General features: G+C 43.4%; 16 protein-coding genes and 1 pseudogene. 8 read left to right on the forward strand and 9 right to left on the reverse strand.

All coding sequences use genetic code 11. The annotated features are described in order from the left end of the window. Nucleotides 1–136 precede the first annotated feature (136 nt). Nucleotides 137–1,636 carry a helicase HerA-like C-terminal domain-containing protein gene (locus HBL79_RS09615; protein ID WP_035686247.1) on the forward strand — a complete coding sequence of 500 codons (1,500 nt, stop codon included), beginning with the start codon at nucleotides 137–139 and terminating at the stop codon, nucleotides 1,634–1,636. A gap of 67 nt (nucleotides 1,637–1,703) precedes the next feature. Here HBL79_RS09615 and HBL79_RS09620 read toward each other — a convergent pair whose 3' ends face one another. Continuing rightward, the gene (locus HBL79_RS09620; protein ID WP_021724796.1) at nucleotides 1,704–2,492 is read right to left on the reverse strand and encodes an outer membrane protein assembly factor BamD; all 789 of its coding nucleotides are present in this window, start codon (nucleotides 2,490–2,492) and stop codon (nucleotides 1,704–1,706) included. Between the two features lie 98 nt (nucleotides 2,493–2,590). Here HBL79_RS09620 and rluD point away from each other — a divergent pair, with 98 nt between their 5' ends. Next, a complete protein-coding gene (gene rluD / locus HBL79_RS09625; RefSeq protein WP_035686249.1) occupies nucleotides 2,591–3,565 on the forward strand; it encodes a 23S rRNA pseudouridine(1911/1915/1917) synthase RluD in 975 nt (324 codons plus the stop codon). Nucleotide 3,566: 1 nt separating this feature from the next. Beyond that, nucleotides 3,567–4,301, forward strand: a complete 735-nt coding sequence (gene pgeF, locus HBL79_RS09630) for a peptidoglycan editing factor PgeF (protein WP_035686251.1) — start codon at nucleotides 3,567–3,569, stop codon at nucleotides 4,299–4,301. Between the two features lie 158 nt (nucleotides 4,302–4,459). Here pgeF and HBL79_RS09635 read toward each other — a convergent pair whose 3' ends face one another. The 3 genes from HBL79_RS09635 to HBL79_RS09645 all read right to left on the reverse strand — a co-directional run bounded on the left by HBL79_RS09635 (nucleotide 4,460) and on the right by HBL79_RS09645 (nucleotide 6,631). After that, a complete protein-coding gene (locus HBL79_RS09635) occupies nucleotides 4,460–5,584 on the reverse strand; it encodes an anhydro-N-acetylmuramic acid kinase (protein ID WP_035686254.1) in 1,125 nt (374 codons plus the stop codon). An 87-nt stretch (nucleotides 5,585–5,671) separates the two neighbouring features. After that, a complete protein-coding gene (locus HBL79_RS09640) occupies nucleotides 5,672–6,454 on the reverse strand; it encodes a sulfite exporter TauE/SafE family protein (RefSeq protein WP_035686257.1) in 783 nt (260 codons plus the stop codon). Between the two features lie 9 nt (nucleotides 6,455–6,463). Then, nucleotides 6,464–6,631: a hypothetical protein gene (locus HBL79_RS09645; RefSeq protein WP_124994920.1), complete on the reverse strand. Its 168-nt coding sequence runs from the start codon at nucleotides 6,629–6,631 to the stop codon at nucleotides 6,464–6,466. A gap of 350 nt (nucleotides 6,632–6,981) precedes the next feature. Between HBL79_RS09645 and glmU the strand changes: the two genes are divergently transcribed. Beyond that, nucleotides 6,982–8,355, forward strand: a complete 1,374-nt coding sequence (gene glmU / locus HBL79_RS09650; protein ID WP_035686260.1) for a bifunctional UDP-N-acetylglucosamine diphosphorylase/glucosamine-1-phosphate N-acetyltransferase GlmU — start codon at nucleotides 6,982–6,984, stop codon at nucleotides 8,353–8,355. Nucleotides 8,356–8,452: 97 nt separating this feature from the next. After that, a complete protein-coding gene (locus tag HBL79_RS09655) occupies nucleotides 8,453–9,343 on the forward strand; it encodes a mechanosensitive ion channel family protein (protein WP_035686263.1) in 891 nt (296 codons plus the stop codon). Between the two features lie 130 nt (nucleotides 9,344–9,473). Here the strand turns inward: HBL79_RS09655 and ppx are convergent, their stop codons facing one another. From ppx to murJ, 4 genes and pseudogenes are all read right to left on the reverse strand, one after another. Then, on the reverse strand, nucleotides 9,474–11,021 hold the full coding sequence (gene ppx, locus HBL79_RS09660) for an exopolyphosphatase (protein WP_035686266.1): 1,548 nt from the start codon (nucleotides 11,019–11,021) through the stop codon (nucleotides 9,474–9,476). Between the two features lie 17 nt (nucleotides 11,022–11,038). Further along, nucleotides 11,039–14,992, reverse strand: a complete 3,954-nt coding sequence (tamB, locus tag HBL79_RS09665; RefSeq protein ID WP_081637517.1) for an autotransporter assembly complex protein TamB — start codon at nucleotides 14,990–14,992, stop codon at nucleotides 11,039–11,041. A gap of 14 nt (nucleotides 14,993–15,006) precedes the next feature. After that, entirely contained in the window at nucleotides 15,007–16,719 is a 1,713-nt protein-coding gene (tamA, locus tag HBL79_RS09670; RefSeq protein ID WP_241431800.1) for an autotransporter assembly complex protein TamA, read from the reverse strand. A 156-nt stretch (nucleotides 16,720–16,875) separates the two neighbouring features. After that, nucleotides 16,876–18,404: pseudogene (gene murJ / locus HBL79_RS09675) on the reverse strand (murein biosynthesis integral membrane protein MurJ). 320 nt (nucleotides 18,405–18,724) lie between these two features. On the opposite strand from murJ, the gene rpsT reads away from it, so the two are divergent. Then, on the forward strand, nucleotides 18,725–18,988 hold the full coding sequence (gene rpsT / locus HBL79_RS09680; RefSeq protein ID WP_017805402.1) for a 30S ribosomal protein S20: 264 nt from the start codon (nucleotides 18,725–18,727) through the stop codon (nucleotides 18,986–18,988). Between the two features lie 54 nt (nucleotides 18,989–19,042). On the opposite strand, the gene HBL79_RS09685 is transcribed toward rpsT, so the two are convergent. After that, a complete protein-coding gene (locus HBL79_RS09685; protein WP_035686275.1) occupies nucleotides 19,043–19,714 on the reverse strand; it encodes a YtjB family periplasmic protein in 672 nt (223 codons plus the stop codon). A gap of 111 nt (nucleotides 19,715–19,825) precedes the next feature. On the opposite strand from HBL79_RS09685, the gene serB reads away from it, so the two are divergent. After that, complete coding sequence (serB, locus tag HBL79_RS09690) at nucleotides 19,826–20,785, forward strand: phosphoserine phosphatase (RefSeq protein ID WP_035686276.1); 960 nt, start codon at nucleotides 19,826–19,828, stop codon at nucleotides 20,783–20,785. A 2-nt stretch (nucleotides 20,786–20,787) separates the two neighbouring features. Then, on the forward strand, nucleotides 20,788–21,279 hold the full coding sequence (locus tag HBL79_RS09695) for a YajQ family cyclic di-GMP-binding protein (protein ID WP_035686277.1): 492 nt from the start codon (nucleotides 20,788–20,790) through the stop codon (nucleotides 21,277–21,279). Nucleotides 21,280–21,318 lie beyond the last annotated feature (39 nt).

Below are 21,318 nucleotides of genomic sequence, written 5' to 3' on the forward strand. Positions count from 1 at the left end.
AAAAATAAGATCACTATCATAGGGAATGAGAAGCGATGTTTATTTTCTCGTTTAAAATTTGTGATTAAATTAATTTTTTAACCGCACTCTATTTTTTCTTTAACTTTACAAAAGTTTGACTTACTCAGAGGCTTGTATGCAATACTCATTAGCACAAACAGAACAGGGTGAAACCTTAGGATTAACTGCCAAAATGGCAAACCGTCACGGCTTGATCGCGGGGGCAACAGGGACAGGGAAAACCGTTACGTTACGCAAAATGGCAGAGGCATTCAGTGATGACGGCGTACCCGTTTTTTTGGTGGACGTGAAAGGGGATTTGTCGGGATTAGTCAAAGCAGGCGAGTTTCAGGGCAAAGTCGCTGAGCGTATCAAACAATTTCATTTGGGCGATGAAAGCTATTTGCAGGGCTATCCCGTGTCATTCTGGGACGTATTTGGCGAAACGGGAATCCCGCTACGAACCACCATTTCCGAAATGGGGCCGTTACTGCTTTCCCGTTTGCTCAATTTGAATGCCACCCAAGAGGGCTTGCTCAATTTGGTGTTCCGCGTAGCCGATGATAAAGGGCTTTTACTGATTGACTTAAAAGATCTGCGTGCGATGCTGAAATATGTGGCAGAAAATGCCAAAACATTCCAATTAGAGTACGGCAATGTTTCCGCCGCCAGCGTGGGTGCAATTCAGCGCGCCTTGCTCACCTTAGAAAATGAGGGAGCGGCAAAGCTTTTTGGTGAGCCCGCGTTAAATCTTGAGGATTGGCTACAAACTCGCGATGGGCGAGGGGTGATCAATGTGCTAAATTCAGAAAAATTGATCAACTCGCCACGAATGTACAGTGCGTTTTTGCTGTGGTTAATGGCGGAATTGTTTGAACAACTGCCTGAAGTGGGCGATCCAGACAAGCCAAAATTTGTGATGTTTTTTGACGAAGCCCATTTATTATTTGACGGTGCACCGGCAGTGCTGGTGGATAAAGTGGAGCAAGTGGTTCGCCTAATTCGCTCCAAAGGCGTGGGGATCTATTTCGTTACGCAAAATCCATTGGATTTGCCCGACACCGTTTTAGGGCAACTCGGCAACCGCGTACAACACGCCTTGCGTGCTTTTACGCCACGGGATCAAAAAGCGGTGAAATCGGCGGCGGAAACCTTCCGCTCAAACCCGAAAGTCAATGTAGTGGAAAGCATTTCCTCGTTGGATGTGGGGCAGGCTTTGGTATCTTTCCTTGATGAAAAAGGAATGCCAACACCAGTGGAAATCGCCTATATTTACCCGCCGAAAAGCCAACTGAAACCGATTTCTCTTGAGCAACGTGAGCAATGGGTAAAAGACGATGATCTTTACACTTACTACAATAATTATGTGGACAACATTTCCGCTTTTGAAATGTTGCAAGAACAAGCGGATCTTGCCGCCGTCGCTCAAAAGCAAGCGGAACAAGCCCAACAGGAAGAGGATAACGGCATTATGGGCAGCCTCAGCCGAATGTTGTTTGGTAAGAAAAAACGCGGCGAACAGCTCAGCGTTACCGAACAAGTGGTGAGCAGTGTGGCGAAATCCGTCGGGCGTAATATCCGCAACCAAATCACCAAACAAATTATGCGAGGGATTATGGGGGCGTTGAAGAAATAATTTAACTAGATATTTTAAAAAGTGCGGTGTTTTTTTATTGAAAAAATACCGCACTTTTTATTATTGCTTATTTAATAAGATTTTCTAATCCAGAAGATGGTGGCAAGCTTACTTTTTCAAATACTTTCCCTTTATTTGCCTGAATCAATGTTTCCGTTTGTTTAGCTAATTCAACTAAGTTCATTTTCTCATAAGCATATTTCATCAAAGGCAATGCTTCAAGAGTAGCTTGGGTATCTGGATATTGACGAAGCATATCTGCTACACGATTTGCTACCGCAACGTAAGCATTACGTTTCATATAAAATTTTGCAATAGCTAATTCGTGACGAGCTAAAGCAGCTTTAATATAAGCCATTCTAGCTAAAGAATCTTGTGCATAAACACTATTAGGAAAATATTGCACAAGCGTCCGAAAATTTGCAAACGCTGCTTTCATCGCTGCTGCATCTCTTGTTGCACGATCTATACCAAAAAAATCTTGCAAGAAATTATCACCTGAAGCGAAATTCGTTAATCCTGCCATATAAACAACATAATCCACATTTGGGCTATTAGGATATCGCTGTAAAAAAGCTTCAGCTGCTGATAACGCTTTTGTATATTCTTGAGATTTATAATAGGCGTAAATCAAGCCTAACTGTGTTTGTTCGCTGTAACTCATTGCAGGAAAACGATTTTTCACCGCTTCTAAATAGCGTACAGCTTGAGAATAATCGCCATTTTGCAAATAACTCTGCCCTTTTGTGTAAAGTTCTTGTTCTGAGCCTTGTTCTATCTCTTTTCCTGAACTAGAGCAAGCACTTACGGCTAACGCAACGAGAGCAACCAGTGTAAAAGACGTTAATTTACGCATTGATGAATCCTTTTTTTACGAGCAATAATAAATAAGTTACAATATTCCGTATTTTATAGCACATTGCTAAATAAGCAAATTATTCACGGATTTATTTTATGGCATATCTTACATTATCAGCAGAAGTTCAGCCAAGTCAGATGGGACAACGTTTAGACCAAAGTTTAGCGGAAATGTTCCCTGATTATTCTCGTTCACGTTTGAAAACTTGGATCGAAGATGATCTGGTGAAAGTAAATGGTGAAGTGGTGAATGTGCCACGCAGTAAAGTTTATGGCGGCGAACAGATCACCATTAATGTTGAAGTGGAAGATGAAAGCCGTTTTGAGCCAGAAAATATTCCGCTCAATATTGTCTATGAAGATGATGACATTATCGTTATCAACAAGCCAAAAGATATGGTGGTTCACCCCGGTGCGGGCAACCCGAATGGCACAGTATTAAATGCCTTGCTTTATCATTATCCACCCATTGCCGAAGTGCCACGTGCGGGCATTGTTCACCGCTTAGACAAAGACACCACAGGCTTAATGGTGGTGGCAAAAACCATTCCCGCCCAAACTAAATTAGTGCGAGATCTGCAAAAACGCAAAATCACTCGCGAATATGAAGCCATTGCTTACGGCATTATGACCCAAGGTGGCACGGTGGACGAACCCATGGCACGCCACCCAACCAAACGCACCCATATGGCAGTTCACCCAATGGGCAAGCCTGCCACAACCCACTATCGCGTAATGGAACGCTTCCGCAATTACACCCGCTTACGCCTTCGCTTGGAAACGGGCAGAACGCATCAAATTCGCGTACATATGGCACATATCGCCCACCCATTATTAGGCGATCAAACCTATGGCGGACGCCCTCGTCCACCGAAAAACGCCAGTGAGGAATTGCTCACCACGTTACGCAATTTCAAACGCCAAGCCTTGCACGCCATAATGTTACGCTTGGAACACCCAATCACAGGGGAATTAATGGAATGGTACGCACCGCTGCCAGAGGATTTTGTCGGCTTAGTCAATGCCTTAAAAGCAGATTACCTCGCACACAAAGACGAATTGGATTATTAAAATGGATGCCATCAAACCCAATTGGACAGTCGCGAAAACTATTCAGGCTTTTACCACCACAAGGCAAGGCGGTGTAAGCCTGCCGCCTTATGACAGCTTTAACCTTGGCGATCATGTTGGCGATAAAAAAAGTGCGGTCAAAAATAACCGCACTTTATTGGTGGAGCGTTTTCATTTACCACAATTTCCTCTTTTCCTAAATCAAACGCACAGCACAAGGGTAATTCGTCTGCCTTATGAGGGCAACAATGTAGATGCCGATGCGGTTTATACCAATCAACCGAACCAAGTTTGCCTTGTAATGACCGCAGATTGCCTGCCCGTCCTCTTTACCTCCCAACAAGGCAATGAAGTCGCCGCCGCTCACGCCGGTTGGCGAGGTTTATGCAATGGCATATTAGAACGAACGGTGCAACAATTCCAAGCTCAACCACAAGAGATTATCGCGTGGTTCGGGCCTGCTATCGGGCCAACATCTTTTCAGGTAGGAGAAGATGTCCGCCAACAATTTATCGCACAAGATCCCAATGCCGCGCAAGCCTTTATGCCAGATCCTAGCGAGCAAGGCAAATACCTTGCGGATCTTTATCACATCGCCCGATTACGTCTTAATAAATTAGGCATTTCGCAAATTAGCGGTGGCGAGCATTGCACCTATTTAGAACGGGAAAATTTCTTTTCTTTTAGACGAGATAAACAAACAGGAAGAATGGCATCATTAATTTGGTTCGAATAAGAAATATTTTTGTGGGATTCAAAAATTAATTTACTTACCAACCTCAGATTATTTTGGCGTAATATAAAAATATTTGCGACCGAGAGGTTCATCTACTCGATAGATGACCTTATAAAACAAGGTGTTACATTGACTGTCAAGTTTTTCACTTTAATTTATTAATCCTTAGGATAAATCCCCCCTAAGCTCACCGCACGGCTCGCTCCTGTTACGCTTGGTTCATTGGAGGGAAGATTTTCCATTCGGCGATAAGCTAGCCACGCGAAGGCGGCGGCTTCTAAATAATCCGCGTCCAAACCGTAATCCGTGGTGGTAGCGAGCTGCCATTCAGGGAGCAGGCGTTGTAAATGTGCCATTATCACAGGATTTCTCGCCCCGCCGCCACAGACCAACAAAAGACGCGGTAAGTCAGATTGAGCAACCCCTGCGAGTTCTCGAACTGTGCATTGGGCGGTAAATTCCGCCAGCGTGGCTTGCACGTCTTGCGGAGCAAGCGGAAAAAGTGCGGTCTGTTTAGCGAGGATTTTTTCCAGCCACGCCAAATTAAACCGCTCTCGCCCTGTGCTTTTCGGGGCAGGCAACGAAAAATAAGGATCCGCTAATAGGGCTTGCAACAAAGCGGCATTGCTTTGCCCCGTTTTCGCCCATTCACCGTTTTTATCGTAAGACTTACCTTGATGCTTGGCGATCCAACTGTCCATTAAAGCATTGCCTACGCCCGTATCATAACCAATCACAGGCTGGTTTGGGGCAAGTACGGAAATATTGCTGATTCCGCCGATATTCAGCACCACGGTGATCCGCGTAGGATCAGCAAACACACCTTGATGAAAGGCAGGAACGAGCGGTGCACCCTGTCCGTCATAAGCCATATCTTTACGGCGAAAATCGGCGATGGTGGTAATTCCCGTTTTGGCAGCGATCACATTGGCGTCACCAATCTGCCAAGTGAACGGAAATTGCCCCTGCGGTGCGTGCCAAATGGTTTGCCCGTGGCAGCCCACCGCTTGAATTTGTGTGGAAGAAAGGGAATGCTTGGTTAAAAATTGGTTGATGCTGTCTGCATACAGCAAGCCGAGTTGCTGATCCAATTCGCCAATTTGTTGTAACGTACCTTGCCCTGAATGGATAAGTGCGGTGAGATTTTCACGCAAATTTTGTGGCATTGGCACAAAATCCGTTGCCACTAGCTGGGCAGGTTGGAGCGAAAAATCCATTAACGCGAGATCCACGCCGTCAAGGCTGGTGCCAGACATCACGCCGAGGTAATATTGAGATTTCATCTAATTTAGTTAAAGATTCAAAATAGAATAAGTCATTATAAAAAAAGCCTTGCTATTTTGCTAGCAAGGCTAAGGTTAAAAGAAATCTTATTTTAAAACTTGGACTAATAAGGTAATCATCATTAACCCTACCGTCACAATTAATATTTTTCGGACAATTTCACCATTTGTTTTAATGGCGTGTAAGCTACCTATATGGTTGCCAATTAAACTTGCTATAATCATTGGAATACCAATTAGAAACGCCATTTGACCTGCAAGAATAAATGCAACGAACGCACCAATATTTGAAGCAAAATTAAAGATCTTTGAAGTGGCAGAAGCTTGCAATAAAGTTAATCCATTAAATAATGTTAGGGCAATAATAAATAAACTTCCCGTGCCTGGTCCAAAAAAACCATCATAAAACCCAACCACAAAGCAAGTAATAAAGGTCAATAGTAGTGATTCTTTAATTGTTTGATTATCCTCAGTTTTTATTTTTCCTTTAATAAAGGCTGCCAGTAATCCAAAAGGTAAGAGAGCAATAATCACATAAGAAATTACTTGGGTAGGTAAAAATAAAATGAATTTTGCACCAATATACGCACCAATTAATGCAGAGATAATCCCCGCTGGAATAATACGCCAAACAATTGAATTATTTCTAAAAAAGTTTTTTATTGCTGCAATAGTTCCTATTGTGCTAACTAATTTTTCTTGCCCTAGAGCCAACTGAGGTGGCAAACCCACTAACATAAAAGCAGGAATGAGGATCAACCCTGCCCCTCCTGAAATTGAATCAATATATCCTGCTATAAATGAGGCAATAACAAGAAGAATCACGCCAATAATTAAACTATTAGCGATTAAGCTACCTTCAATAAACATATTTACTCCTTAATTAAGATTTGTTTTTAAATGATGATTACAATGTTCGGAAACAAAAGAAGCGGTATTTGGTTTTTCCCATAAGCCAAATAGTCTTAGCAACCATCGATCATTTCCATCAAATTTAGGCTTGAATTTATTTCTTGTATGTAAGGTTCTTTGATTATTAAAAATAATAACTTCACCTGGTTTTAGATTAAATTTTTTCCAGAGATTTTTCTAAACTTATTAGGGAGATCTGGAAAAAGTCTTTTTGTACTAATTCCTGCAATTAATGCTGATATTTTTCAACTCTTTGTTGAGCTTCAAGATAGTATTGATTGTCATAGTGTTCTTCCATTGATTTCTATTAATTATTGTTATAGAGATTGTTTTTTAACAAAAAAATAACAAAATGTAAATGCCCGTTCTTGGATTTTCTGATACTGTTCAAGAGATCGGACGGGCAAGCAATATAAGAATGCAGGAAAAGCACTTCTGTTATAGAATACTCAAGTTTTTTATCTTTAAAATACAAAGGAATTTTTATGAACAAACTTAGCGTGGTGATTTTAGCTGCGGGTAAAGGCACAAGAATGTATTCCGATTTACCAAAGGTGCTGCATAACATCGCAGGAAAGCCAATGGTGAAGCACGTTATTGATACAGCAAAACAGCTCAATGCCGATAATATTCATTTAATTTATGGACACGGGGCGGAATTGTTACAGCAACGCTTGGCTGATGAGCCTGTAAATTGGGTGCTACAGGCGGAACAGCTCGGCACGGGACACGCAATGCAACAAGCCGCACCGTTCTTTGAGGACGATGAAAATATCGTAATGCTCTATGGCGATGCCCCGCTTATCACCGCACAAACCTTGCAAAAACTGATTGATGCTAAACCAGAAAACGGTATTGCATTATTGACTGCGCATTTGGACGACCCAACGGGCTACGGGCGAATTATCCGCCAAGACGGCAATGTGGTGGCGATTGTGGAACAAAAAGATGCCAGCCCTGAACAGCTCGCCATTCAAGAAGTGAACACGGGCGTGATGGTATCTAGCGGGGCGAGCTTTAAAAAATGGTTGGCTAAGTTGGATAACAACAACGCACAAGGCGAATATTATATGACCGATGTGATCAAGTTCGCAAACCAAGACGACTGCCAAGTTGCCGCTGTACCAGCGAGCGACATTATGGAAGTGGAGGGCGCGAATAACCGCTTACAACTGGCGGAGCTTGAGCGTTATTATCAGCGTAAACAAGCGGAAAAATTATTGCTCGCGGGCGTGAGTTTGCGTGATCCCAACCGCTTTGATCTGCGTGGTGAAATCCTTCACGGTAAAGATGTGGAAATTGATGTGAATGTGATTATTGAAGGCAACGTGAAGCTGGGCGATCGAGTTAAAATTGGTGCAGGTTGCATTATCAAAGATTGCGTAATTGGTGATGATGTGGAAATCAAACCTTATTCCGTGTTTGAAGATGCCGTAATTGGCGAACAAGCTCAAATCGGGCCTTTCTCCCGCCTTCGCCCAGGAACAGAACTCGCCGCAGAAACCCATATTGGCAACTTCGTTGAAGTGAAAAAATCACACATCGGCAAAGGCTCAAAAGTGAACCACCTAAGCTATGTGGGCGATAGCGAAATTGGCTCAAATTGTAATATTGGTGCGGGAGTGATCACCTGTAATTATGACGGTGCGAACAAATTTAAAACTATTATTGGCGATGACGTGTTTGTCGGCTCAGACAGCCAACTCGTTGCCCCTGTGAAGATTGCAAATGGTGCGACTATTGCGGCAGGCACAACGGTAACCAAAAACATCGCACAAGATGAACTGGTGATTTCACGCGTGCCACAACGCCACATTCAAGGCTGGCAACGTCCAAAGAAAAAAGACAACGCAGAATGAACCTCTAACAAGTTTTTTTGACTAAGCAAAAGTAGAGAGCGATAAAGTGCGGTGCATTTTATCGCTGTTTTTTCAACCCTAATGCTAAAGGTAATTTATGACAACAGAAGTAACCACTACAGAGCAAAACATCAATCTTCCGGCACAAACCTCCGAATTAATCAACAAAGTGCATTCAATGGAGTTTTCGCAACTATTACAACAATATCTCATACCCTATGGCACAAAATTGTTACTTGCCATTGCCATTTATGTCATCGGCAAAAGCATCGCCCGCCTCTTGAGCCGATTACTGGGTAAAGCGGTGCTACATTCAAGTAAAGATGAAATGTTGCAAAGTTTTGTTTCTTCAATCAGCTATTTTTTATTCCTCTTAATGGTGATTATTGCCGCCCTTTCCCAACTCGGCATTAATACTTCTTCCCTTGTAGCATTAATTGGTGCGGCTGGCTTAGCCGTTGGCTTAGCATTGCAAAACTCACTGCAAAATTTTGCCGCAGGCGTGATGATTTTGCTTTTCAAACCTTTCAAGAAAGGCGATGTGATCGAATCTAGCGGTACAGTAGGAAAAGTAGAGAAAATCGGGATCCTATTTTTGGAATTACGCACAGGCGATAACAAAACCATCTTAATCCCGAACGACAAAGTGTTTGGCAACAGCATCACAAATTATTCCAGCAACGCTACACGGCGTATCGATTTTATTTTTGATATTGACTATAAGTCCAACATTGAACAAGCGAAAGCCATCGTGGCAAGCATCTTGTCACAAGATCAACGAGTGTTGAAAGATCCTGAACCAACCATTGCGGTAGGTGCATTAGCGGCAAACAGTGTGCAACTTGTGGTTCGCCCTTGGGTTAATACTGCCGATTACTGGGCGGTGCATTTTGATGTTACAGAAAAAGTCAAACTCGCCTTTGACGAAGCAGGTATCGAAATCCCATTCCCACAAATGAACATTCATTTGCCCAAAAAATTAGATTAATTTCGAAAGAATATGCGATTCTTATCACCTTTCAAATTATATTGTCTTTGGAGCAAAATTTTATTTTGGTTTAACCAATCCTAATAAGTGAAAACGTATTTAATCTCAGATTAAATACGTTTTTTATGTGTTATTCAAAATAGAGTGCTAACCCTAATTCTTTAAGCCGATGATGTTCTGTAATAAGATCATTTCGTATAAGGGGATTTTCATTTAGATAATTGTCCTCAAATTGCAATGTCCACTCAGTTGAAGTGCGGTCGGTTTTTAGGGTTATTTTTTCGCTAATTACACTAGCTTGGCGAGATTTATTGAGCAAAATCGCTAAACGAAGCAGACGAATTAGGGCAAGGATATCCTGTACGTTATAGCGGGAAAATTTGGCCAAATCAGAGAGCTTAATATTATTAATTTGATAGCGAACTAAAGTAGCAAGCAGGCGTTGCTGCTCTTTATCAAAACCCGGTAATTCCATATTTTGTAAAATATATGCCGAATGTTTTTGCACACCTTTGTGGTTGATTACAAGGCCTACTTCGTGCAGTCGGGCAGCCCAAAACAAAATATCACATATTTCTTCCTGTAACTTTAGATTTTTCCAAATCGTATATTGTGTAGTAAGCAATTTGACGCTTTTATAAACACGTTCCGACTGTTCAATATCTAAATTAAATTGTTCGGTGAGGGCAAGAGCAGTGCGTAAGCGAATATTGCTCATTTGAAAAGTTTTTTCAAGACTGTACATCACACCTTCACGCAATGCTCCGTCAGAATATCGCATTTCTTCAATGCCGAAAACCTCAAACACGGCAGTTAAAATAGCAAGCCCTGGCACGAACACATCGGCACGATCTTCATTTAGCCCGTCTAAATGCAGATCATCAAAATGCTGAACCGATAACACTTTTTTGCTAAGCTGTGCTAAACGCGATGGAGTGATAATACCATTTGGATCGAGATTAGCGGCAATCACTTGGTAAACAGTTTTGATCGTGCCAGATGAGCCAAGTACTGATTGCCAGCCCAATTTGCGGTATTCAAAAGATAAATCTTCAATTTTATTGACCGCACTTTGTTTTGCCCGCTGAAAATTTTCAGCAGAAATTTCACCATTGGGAAAGAATTTTTTCGCAAAGCTCACGCAGCCCATATGGCGACTTTCGGCGATGAGCGGGTGGAAATCTTCACCTATGATCATTTCTGTTGAGCCGCCGCCGATGTCCACCACAAATTTCCGCCCGATTTCAGGCTGAGTATGCGAAACGCCTGCGTAAATGGTTTTGGCTTCCGTTTGCCCACTAATAATATTGATAGAATAGGGGAAAACTTGGGCAGCTTGACGTAAAAATTCATCATTATTAACGGCAGTGCGGAGGGTGAATGTGCCGACCACATTTACATTTTCCGCCTTGAAACCTTGTAAGCGTTCAGCAAAAAGAGCAAGGCAATTTACCCCTCGTTGAATTGCCTCTTGGCTGAGGCGATTGTTTTCATCAAGCCCTTCGGCGAGCTGAACTTTCTGTTTGAGGCGAGAAAGCACTTGAATTGAGCCGTTGATAATACGAGCGATAATCATATGAAAGCTGTTCGAGCCTAAATCAATGGCAGCAATTTCTTTCACTTCGCCACGCTGATGGACATAATCCGACGCTTTGCTTAAAAGGTTTTCGTTATTCATACATTGCCCTTATTGCCTTAGAAATCAAAATGATAAAGAAGATCCACTGCTTGGCTTACGCCAGAAACAGACTGTAAATAAAGTTGCGGCAGTAATTTATACCGCACAGTAAATTCTGCCAACCCGTCAAATAATCCTACCCCATATTTGAGTTGTAAACGAGGAGTAATATTGCCGCTCACGGTAACTTTTGAGCTGTCGCCCACCCCTTGCGTGCCTAAGCTGAGGTCTTGAACACCAAAGGCTTCGCCAATACCGCCGACTAATTTACCGCTTTTGGCTAAGCCCATTCCGAGTAAGGCTGCTCCGATCGAACCGCCGGTTCCCGCTTCGCCGCTGTTTTCTAAAGAACGCCCTGTCAGTAAATAAGAAAGGGCTTCATCTTGTGAGGATGCTGGATCAGAAAACACAGTAATTTCAGGTGAACTTGCCAGTCCAATAACTTTAACCCCAGCGGTAACATTACTATTTTCCATAGTAGCTGGATTACGAATCGCCTCAATATTTAGCATAGGCTGCGAAGGTAAACCCGAGAAGCTAATTTGTCCTTTACGAATAAATAAATCTTGCCCATAAGCAGCGTAACGTCCATTTTGCAGATAAATTTGTCCGTATAATCCGAGATTACCATTATCTTGCTGTACTGAAAGCGTACCATTAAGACTAGATTTTAAGCCATAGGCTTTCAGTGTTACTTCTTTGCCGATGATGATCTTCAAATCGGAACGAATTTGCATACCGCTTTGGGTTTGTGCTTTGATCTGCCCTTGTGTGAGCGAGGTGATTTTGGTTTTGTCTGGCCCGTCTAAAATCACTTCATCGCTGCTTACGGCGACCGCACTGTCGGGTAGATCTTCAATGGCAATTCTTGCCCAAGGAATATCTACCGTGCCAGAAATATCCAACAATTTCGGGCTGGCAGAAAGCGCTACATTTGGGCTGACTTTTAATTTCGCCATTGCGGGGATATTTACGCTGAAGCGATCGGCTTTGGCGATTAAATGCGTGTTCCAATGTTCTATGTCCCGCCAATCGGCATCACCGCTTAGATCTAAACGGCTATCTGGGGTTTGCAATGCTCCTTGCAAGGTGGAGTGATTACCCATAAAACGCAGAGCCAAGTTCCCTTGTCTAATTTCAAAAGGCAGGGTTTTGGTGATGGCACTGATTTGATTAACATCAAAATTCCCGTGCAATAGCGGGTTATTCAGATTTCCGCCAAGGGTGAGATTTGCCATAATTTCACCATTGACTTTCTCACCGCTCGAAAGTAGCTGATTTGCCAGTTTTAAATTCAGATGTTGAACGCTGATCGAGCCGCCTAACGTGCGTGATTTGGCTAAATCTTGTACGCTGAGTTGAGTCTTTAAACGCCCGTTATCCGCAAGATCCACTTGGCTATCTAAATGTAATTGATCGTTTGCCATTTGGGCTTTAACGGTTAAATTGGAAATCGGCAGTCTAAAGGTGCGGTAATCCAGTTTTTCTGCCACTTCTAAATGATTGCCCGTCAGTTCAACATTTAATTTAAGTGGCTGATTAGTCGCCCATTCCACTTTTCCGTTACTTTGTAAAATGCCTTTAAATTGTTCTTTTTCCAGCAGTTTATTCACTAAATTAAGATCTAACTTGCGTAATTGGAATGGTAATTCCACCGATTTTCCAGCAGTAAATGCCGTAGGGAAGCAAAGCTCAATGTCGCTATTCAGCCAACAATGGGAAGCAATGTTGGCTTCGATTTTTTGTTGATTATAGGCGATATTCACCGCCTGATTGGTTTGCCATTTTCCGATAGGGGATTGAATATCCACGCCACTTAACACGCCTTTCCAAACTTGTGAAGTGCGGTCAAAATTTCCTGTGATTTTTAAATTCGCCGCTACAGGTTTGCCTTGCGATTGGAGTTGCAAGCTATGATTTTTCTCATCGCCTTTCAAACTCAAGTTGGCTTGATTGAGGGCAAAACTGTCATAATGCAAGCCGTTTATATCTACCTCAAGACTTCCTTGAATCACTTGATCCGCACTGATACGGCCTTTCAGGCTAAATTGGTTAAGTTGCAGTTGTTGAAAATGGATACGGCTTCCTGTTAAATCCACATCGATATTCGGCGAGTGAATATCCCCTTTGAGATTAGCATAGCCCGCTAAACTGGCGGATAAATCAGGCAATAAGCCTTTTAAATCAGGAGCTTGGATATTGAGTGCTAAGTCGGATTGCTTGCCAACATTGCCTTTTACAGCGATGTGGTTTTTGCCGTAATCCAACACCAAGTTTGGAATGGTTAATAAGTTGTCATTACTGGCGTTGAGTTCGCCCACCAAGCTGAGCGGTTGGCGTGAAAGTGTGCCGTTTATGGCTAAATCAGCCACCTGCATTTGCCATTTTTGCCCTTTGATCTCGCCTTGTGTCGCGAGTTTTCCCGATAGCACAGCGGGCATTGTCGGCAAATAAGGCGTGATATTGAGCTGGGCAAAATCCAGCCCACTTTGCCATTGTACGCCATCAGCCCAGCTGATATTGCCTTGTAAATTTGCCGTCCCTTGCAAGGTTTTCAGTTGAAATTGGGAGATTGTCGCTTGCGAAAGCCCCCCGTTAATCAGGCTCGTCAGTTCGGTGCGAGGCACGCCCATACCCTGTGCATTGCCGTTGAGCTGAATGTGATAATCCAGTAAATCCCCACTGACTTGTAAGGAAAGATCCTTAATTTTCAGCGGATCTTTTTCTTTTAGATCAAAAGGATACTGCACATTTTGGCTGCTGAGGCTGAGGTTCAGCGGGGTTCTCTCCACGTTGAGTTGAGCTTCGGCATTCAGATGGGCGTTAATCCCACCAGTGGTTTGTACATCAAGCTGCGTTTTGCCGCGTAATTCCCCCGAAAGGTTGAGGGTTAAATCTGTCTTTGGTAAAACAAGCTGTTTTTCTTGCTCGATTTGGGCGATATGGCTTTGCAATTTGACATTCAACGGAAATTGCTCCGCCAGTTGAATTTGCCCCTGCCCTTCAAGCGTTCCCACAGAGCTTTCAATGCTTAGTGTTTGTAGTTCAACGCGATCGCCGTTGGTGTCCGCTTTGAGTTGTAAGTGCGGTAGGTTAATTTGCTGTTTTTGTTCGCCATTAGTGCTGACATATTGCCACTGTGTTCCTTCAATATTTTGAATGTGGAAATCAAAAGGAAGCACGATGTTCGGCAGATCTGCCAAAAGTGGCTGGCTGAGTTTTTGCTCTAACGTTTGCCAATCAATCGGGGGATTTTTCGCCTCATTGCTCGCTGATTTGGTATCCTTGTTTTCTGCTTGAGTTGAAGCATTGCTTTGCATTTGAACGATTAATTGATCGATCTGCGTTGGAGCAAGGGTAAAACCTTGTTCGTTATTTAGGCGAAGTGCGGTGTGAAAACGGGCTAAATTTATTTGGTTCTCATCGATCTTAACTTGCAGATTTTGCACATTCACTTGATCCATCTGAACGGAAATCGGCAGCTCAATTTTGTGCATTGGCTTGCTGGTTTCGGTTTTTTCCTCTGACGGCGGCAACAGAGCAGTATCGATCTCGATCTGCGGATCTTGCAAGCTGAGATCCCGCAGGCAAACTTGTTTTTGCATTAAGCAATGAAAATCCAGTTGCACGCGGGCTTGGGCGAGATGAGTTTTTACCCCTTGTTGCTGATAGGTGAGATTGGTTAGCACTAGCCCTTGTTGCAAATCCCCCTCTGTGCGTTCAATGCTCAGGCTATCCATCAATTTATCCGCGAGCTGGATCAGCTTATGCTGCCCGAACGGGGTGGCTAAGGCGGCGATGAGGAAAAAAATAGACAAAAAAATGACCGCACTTATCATCAGCACACATTTTCCCCAATGGCGTTTTTTTACTACGGGCGGCGTTGGCGTGCCGTTTTGCTCTGCGGACACTTGAGGTTGTTCAAGTGCGGTGCGGTGATTTTGCGTTTTTTGATCTTCGTTTTGAGCCATAGCCATATGCCTTTTTATAATTCTGAACCTAAGCCAATGTAAAATTGAATATTTTTGCTGTTGTCTTTATCGCGAATGGGGGTGGCGATGTCAAATTTAATCGTCCCGATCGGGGAAGCCCAACGTACGCCCACGCCAGCTCCGTAACGCAGTTCATCAACGCTGTATTTGTCTGCTGCAAGCCCCGTGTCGGCAAAGGTCGCGAGCCACCAATCTTCATACACTTGATATTGATATTCCGCACTGCCCGTCAGCAATTTAGACGCACCGATCAATTTTCCTTCGCTATTTTTGGGCGAGATTTTTTTATAGCCGTAGCCTCTCACGCTGCGATCCCCCCCCGCGAAAAAGCGAAGTGCGGGCGGAATGCGTTCAAAGTCGCTGGTTTTGAGCCAACCGATTTCTCCGCGAACTAAAAAGCGATGGTTGTCAGCGAAGGTGCGAATCCACGCGGTTGAAGCTTGCACTTTCAAGAAATTCACATCAGACAGCCAGATTTTGCGTCCAAAATCCACCGTGATACGCTGAGCATCGCCCCAGGTTGGGAACACGCCACCTTTCAGCCTTGTACGACTTGCCGAGGCGGTGGGATAGACAAGCCAAGTTTTATCGGAATGATCCGCTTGAATAAAGGAATCATAACGCACCCGCAAGCCCAGTGCGTGTTGCCAGCCCGTTGGGCGATTCCAATAGCGTAACGCGGCAAAGGTCGCGGCGGAGGTTTCGGTGTCGTTGCTATTTTCCCGTTCATACCCCGTAGAAAATTCATAATAATAGCGTAACGGATTTTTCAGCAGCGGCATTTTATAGGTGGCTTCGACCGTTTGTTTTGGCGCAGAAGCATAAAGATTAAAACGGAAACTATGTCCACGGCTGTTGATCCAGGGTTTTGTCCAGCCCCATTGAAAGCGCGGGCCGACATCGGTGGAATAACCTATCCCCACGTCCATTGCATTTTTTTTGCGTGGCGTGAGTAGCACATCAACATTAACGATTTTATTTTTTTCATCTAAGTTAGGTTGCACTAATACCGAGCTGAACCAGTTGGTGGAGGTGTAATCATTGGTGAAACTGGAAAGATCATTGATCAAGTAAGGTTGTCCCCCTTTGATCTCCATCATATTGTGTAAATAATCCTCGCGAATCTGCGAACGATTAAAGGTAAACCGTCCGAAGCGGTAGCGATCCCCCGTGTTGTAGATCAGTTTCCACCAGCCTTGATCAGTGGAGGGCTTGACTAACAACTGCGAAGCCTCAAATTCCGCATCAAAATACCCCCGTGCGAGGGCTATGGTTTGCAGGCTACTTTTGTAATCGTCATATTTTGAGTGATACAGCATATCACCGATTTTCGGCAGTTTTTTCTCTAAGACTTGAAAGGCTTCATCGTCTTTGCCTTGCCCTAACACTAGCACATCAAACCCCGCGAGCAACACGGGCTTGCCCGCATTCACATCGGCAATCAGCACAGGGCGTTTGCCATCTTTCGCGGGCTGGAGGGAAAAATCAATTTTGATATTGTAATAACCATAAACCCGCAAGGCTTTTTTGATGGCTTCGCTGACTAAATATTGATAGCGATCTGAACCGTCAGCTTCTTCGCTGTCGATCATTTTGGTATAAATGTCCACGTTTTCAATGGCTTTTACCCCTTTCACGCCGATAACTTTTAAATCAACGCGATGCTCGGCTTGAGCATTAAAACTGATGATGCTACAGCCCATCATTAGGCAAGATACTATGCGTAAATGGCGTTTTTTTTGTTGTAATAATTTTATCATTTTTTCTAAGTTATTTATTCAGCTTAGGCTTTATTTCTAGCTCAATCTACTATGCCACAAGGCTCAAATGAATGTAAATGCAGTGCGTTTTGATCGCATTTTTTATGAATGCAATAAATGCCGTTTACGCACACCAAATAGAGCTAATGCTGCGACATAAATCAGGGCGGCGAGGGCAATCAGCCAAGCGAGCCAATGAACGCGTTGTAAAAAACTCATTTGTTGCCAAAGGTCTAAACTTGGGCAATAGTGCCAAATTACGCCGCCCATAGCCAGCCCTGCCAATAAAACTTTGACAAAAAACACCGCACTTTGTTTACTAAAATGATAAATATTTGCCCGAGCCAAGCCACGATAAAGCAAATAGGCGTTCAGCGTGGCAGACATCGCAGAGGCAATGGCTAAACCCACATAACTAAAAGGAATGGCAAGCAGGTTAAATGCCATATTGCTCACCATTGCGATAATGCCGATTTTCACGGGGGTTTTGGTGTCTTGGCGGGCATAGTAACCATTGGCGAGAATTTTAATCAGCATAAAGCTCAACAGCCCCGCATTAAAGGCGAGCAGGGAATAGGAAGCGGCTTGCACATCAGAAAAGAGGAATTGACCTCGCATAAATAGCACTAGCAACATCGGCTGTGCCAACACGCCAATGCCGATCATCGCAGGCACGCCGAGCAACAAAATCATTCGCACGCCCCAATCCATTGTGTTGCGAAAATCCACCGCACTTTGTTCGGCATTATCCGAACGATTAACGTGGTGGCGGGCGAGGGTTGGCAAGATCACAGTAGAAATGGCGATACCAAAAAGCCCAAGAGGAAATTCGAGCAAGCGATCGGAATAATACAGCCAGCTAATCGAGCCTGTCATCAGGAAACTGGCGATAAAGGTATCCAATAATAAATTGATTTGGCTCACGGAAACGCCGAATAGAGCTGGGATCATCAGCGTACGAATTTTCTTCACTCCTTCATCATTCCACGCCCATCGCGGTTTCACTAAAAGCCCCGCTTTTTTTAAGAACGGCAGTTGAAATAAAAATTGTAGCAATCCGCCGATAAAGATCCCGATAGCAAGAGCAAGATCGGGGCTGCTGGTATGAGGGGCAAGAAAAAGTGCGGTGCAAATCATCGCCACATTGAGCAACACAGGGGAAAACGCCATTACGCCGAATTTGCCTAAGGTGTTTAAAATTGCTCCAGATAAGGCAACAAAGGTGATAAACCACAGGTAGGGAAAGGTGATTTTGAGTAATAACGAGGCTTGCTCGAATTTTTCCGCGTTTACCCCGTCATTAAGCCAGTCGATGAACCAGCCCGTGCCAAAAATAGCGGCAACGACGGGCGATCCGATCATCGCCAAAAGGGTAACAAGGGTAACCAATCCCCCAATGTACCGGAAACTTTGCTGATAAATTGTTGAGTTTTGTTGAGATCGCCGGCTTTTTGGTATTCCGCTAACACAGGCACAAAGGCTTGAGAAAATGCCCCTTCGGCAAATAAACGGCGTAAAAAATTGGGAATGCGATTGGCGAATAAAAACACGTCAGCCGCCATACCCGCCCCGATAATTTGGGCGATGATCACATCTCGCACCAGTCCCAAGACGCGGGAAACTAAGGTCATTACACTGACGATAATGCCAGATTTAATAGTCGTTTACTCAAAATGCTTTTCTCGCTGAAGAAAAATTTGGCTTAATTGTATAGAAATTTTGTTTTTAAGCTATATTCTAGCCAAAAAAACTGATAAAATCTCGCCCACATCGTTTGGTGGGCTAATTTTGAAAGCCGCATTTTTCGCGAACGATGCAGACTTTCGGTTGTGTCTCACCGAGTAATCAAGCTAAATTTTGCTAATTGTTTATTGACAATTATTGAACGAAAAGGCATAGTTTACGCCTTTATTTATTCCATAAACTAACAGAAATTTTTAGGAGTTTGACCTTGGCTAATATCAAGTCAGCTAAAAAACGCGCGGTTCAATCAGAAAAACGCCGCCAACACAATGCAAGCCAACGCTCAATGATGCGTACTTACATTAAAAAAGTTTACGCAGCCGTAGCAGCAGGTGAAAAAGCCGTTGCTGAAGCCGCTTTTGTCGAAATGCAAAAAGTTGTGGATCGTATGGCTTCTAAAGGCTTAATCCACAAAAACAAAGCTGCGAACCACAAATCTAAATTATCTGCTCAAATCAAAAAATTAGCGTAATTCAGATTTAAAAAACGATTCAAAATCCAACCGCACTTTTAAGGTGCGGTTTTTTTATTTTCTTAATCCTTTGCGGCGGCGGTGATAGGTTAATCTTGACGCTGGGCGAGACGTTTGTGCCACCGTTGGCACAGTGGATTTATGCGGCTTATGACGGCGATAATGCTTGATAAAATAATACAGGCTGCTCGCAAGCAAAAAGCCCGTAAAAAAAAGAATGATCAGCTCGCCATACAACCGATTGAAAATCTGATTAATTTTCTGCTGTGTGGTTTGGCGATATTTGCTGTTAAAGGTAACGCGTAAAAATCCCTCTACGCCATTGGCAGAATAAATCGGCTCAACCACCTGTTGATAATCCTTATTCGGCGTCGCCTCGCTGTTTGAAGGAAAATGGCTGAGGGCGTGGTTGGAACTTTGGGCGAGCAATTCCCCTTTGTTAGAATAAATAGAGGCATCAACAATAAAGCCCTCTTTGGTGAATTTATCCAAATTTTCTGTTAATTGCTCAGCTTTCGCATTATTAATCAGCAAAATTGAAAACAGATGGGTTTGTTGGCGAACCAATAAATGGGACAAATTGGTAACTTGATTAATGCTCGCCAACTGCGAACCCCATTTAAATTGTTGCACGCCAAAGAAAACCACGCCGACAATCCCCGCACAGAACCCGACGATCACCAACAGCATCATGATTTTTAACGCTTTTTCTTTAATGAGTGGCAAGTTATTTTCCCCAAATTTTTATAAAATAGGCTAGAATAGTCGGCATTTTAAGCTATTTTGCGGTTCGTCGCACGAAAATACCTAACATCACGATAATTTACAGGATTTCCTATGCAAACACAAAATCTCCACTCGCTCCAACAGCCATTTCCAACCCTGCCTTGCCCGCTGCGTCAAGATTTACCGCGTTCTACGGCACAGACGTATTTTATTCTTTATGGCGACAAGCTGAATTTTGCCGCATTAATGAGCTTCCAACAAAAGTGCGGTGTAAATTTTATGCTTTTTGATTATTGGAATGAACAGCAAAATACCGTTGTGTTATTACAAGGGCAATGGGACGCACAATGGCAAAGCTATGCCCATCAACTCGGGGTGGACATTGCCCATTTGAATTTTCACGCCCGCTTACAACAAAAAGGCTTGCTAGTGATGGATATGGATTCCACCACCATTCAAATTGAATGTATTGACGAAATTGCGAAACTGGCTGGCACGGGGGAGATGGTGTCGCAAATCACCGAGCAAGCAATGCGTGGCGAGTTAGATTTTGAACAAAGCCTACGCCACCGTGTCGCCACCTTAAAAGGGGTGAAAGAACAGATTTTGCAACAGGTGAGAGAAAACTTGCCCCTCACCTCAGGACTAAAAGAAACCCTTAAAACCTTGCAAAAATACGGCTGGCGAACTGCCATTGCTTCAGGGGGCTTCACCTATTTCGCTGACTATTTGAAAGATGAACTCGCACTTGATGCCGCCGTGTCAAACCAATTTGAAATTGCGAATGGCATTTTAACGGGCGAGGTAAAAGGGGCAGTGGTGGACGCACAATATAAAGCCCGCACCCTTGAACAACTTGCCTCACAATACCATATCCCAATGGAAAACACCGTGGCTATTGGCGACGGGGCAAACGATCTGCCGATGATGAAGGTAGCAAATTTAGGCGTTGCCTTTCACGCCAAGCCAAAAGTACAACAACAGGCACAAATTGTGATAAACTTTGCCGACTTAACCGCACTTTTATGTATTTTAGGTGCAAATGACCGAATAATGAAAAACGAGGAGTAAAAATGCCTTCATTTGATATTGTTTCCGAACTGGATTCGCACGAAGTCCGCAATGCGGTGGAAAATGCCAACCGCGATTTATCAAACCGCTGGGATTTCCGCAATGTTCCGTCTTCTATCGAACTGAACGAAAAAAACGAAACCATTAAAGTAGCGAGCGAATCCGATTTCCAAGTTGAGCAGTTAGTGGATATTTTGCGTAACGCCTGCATTAAGCGTGGCATTGATTCCGCCTCTTTGGATATTCCAACCGAATACGAACACAGCGGCAAAACATACAGCAAAGAAATTAAGCTAAAACAAGGCATCGAAACCGAAATGGCGAAGAAGCTCACCAAGCTTATTAAAGAATCCAAGCTCAAAGTGCAAACCCAAATTCAAGGGGAACAGGTTCGCGTAACGGGGAAATCTCGTGATGACTTGCAAGCAGTGATCCAACTAGTAAAAAATGCAGAATTAGGTCAGCCATTCCAGTTTAATAATTTTAGAGATTAATACCTCTTTTAAATTTATGGCAGGAAAGAAATAAAATTC

Source organism: Avibacterium paragallinarum (genome assembly GCF_011765605.1).
GTDB lineage: Bacteria > Pseudomonadota > Gammaproteobacteria > Enterobacterales > Pasteurellaceae > Avibacterium > Avibacterium paragallinarum.

Excerpts from the sequence above, each read along its gene's own strand:
- HBL79_RS09615 (WP_035686247.1), top strand. The coding sequence starts at position 137 with ATGCAATACTCATTAGCACAAACAGAACAGGGTGAAACCTTAGGATTA.
- HBL79_RS09620 (WP_021724796.1), bottom strand. The coding sequence starts at position 2,492 with ATGCGTAAATTAACGTCTTTTACACTGGTTGCTCTCGTTGCGTTAGCC.
- rluD (WP_035686249.1), top strand. The coding sequence starts at position 2,591 with ATGGCATATCTTACATTATCAGCAGAAGTTCAGCCAAGTCAGATGGGA.
- pgeF (WP_035686251.1), top strand. The coding sequence starts at position 3,567 with ATGGATGCCATCAAACCCAATTGGACAGTCGCGAAAACTATTCAGGCT.
- HBL79_RS09635 (WP_035686254.1), bottom strand. The coding sequence starts at position 5,584 with ATGAAATCTCAATATTACCTCGGCGTGATGTCTGGCACCAGCCTTGAC.
- HBL79_RS09640 (WP_035686257.1), bottom strand. The coding sequence starts at position 6,454 with ATGTTTATTGAAGGTAGCTTAATCGCTAATAGTTTAATTATTGGCGTG.
- glmU (WP_035686260.1), top strand. The coding sequence starts at position 6,982 with ATGAACAAACTTAGCGTGGTGATTTTAGCTGCGGGTAAAGGCACAAGA.
- HBL79_RS09655 (WP_035686263.1), top strand. The coding sequence starts at position 8,453 with ATGACAACAGAAGTAACCACTACAGAGCAAAACATCAATCTTCCGGCA.
- ppx (WP_035686266.1), bottom strand. The coding sequence starts at position 11,021 with ATGAATAACGAAAACCTTTTAAGCAAAGCGTCGGATTATGTCCATCAG.
- tamB (WP_081637517.1), bottom strand. The coding sequence starts at position 14,992 with ATGGCTCAAAACGAAGATCAAAAAACGCAAAATCACCGCACCGCACTT.
- tamA (WP_241431800.1), bottom strand. The coding sequence starts at position 16,719 with ATGATGGGCTGTAGCATCATCAGTTTTAATGCTCAAGCCGAGCATCGC.
- serB (WP_035686276.1), top strand. The coding sequence starts at position 19,826 with ATGCAAACACAAAATCTCCACTCGCTCCAACAGCCATTTCCAACCCTG.
- HBL79_RS09695 (WP_035686277.1), top strand. The coding sequence starts at position 20,788 with ATGCCTTCATTTGATATTGTTTCCGAACTGGATTCGCACGAAGTCCGC.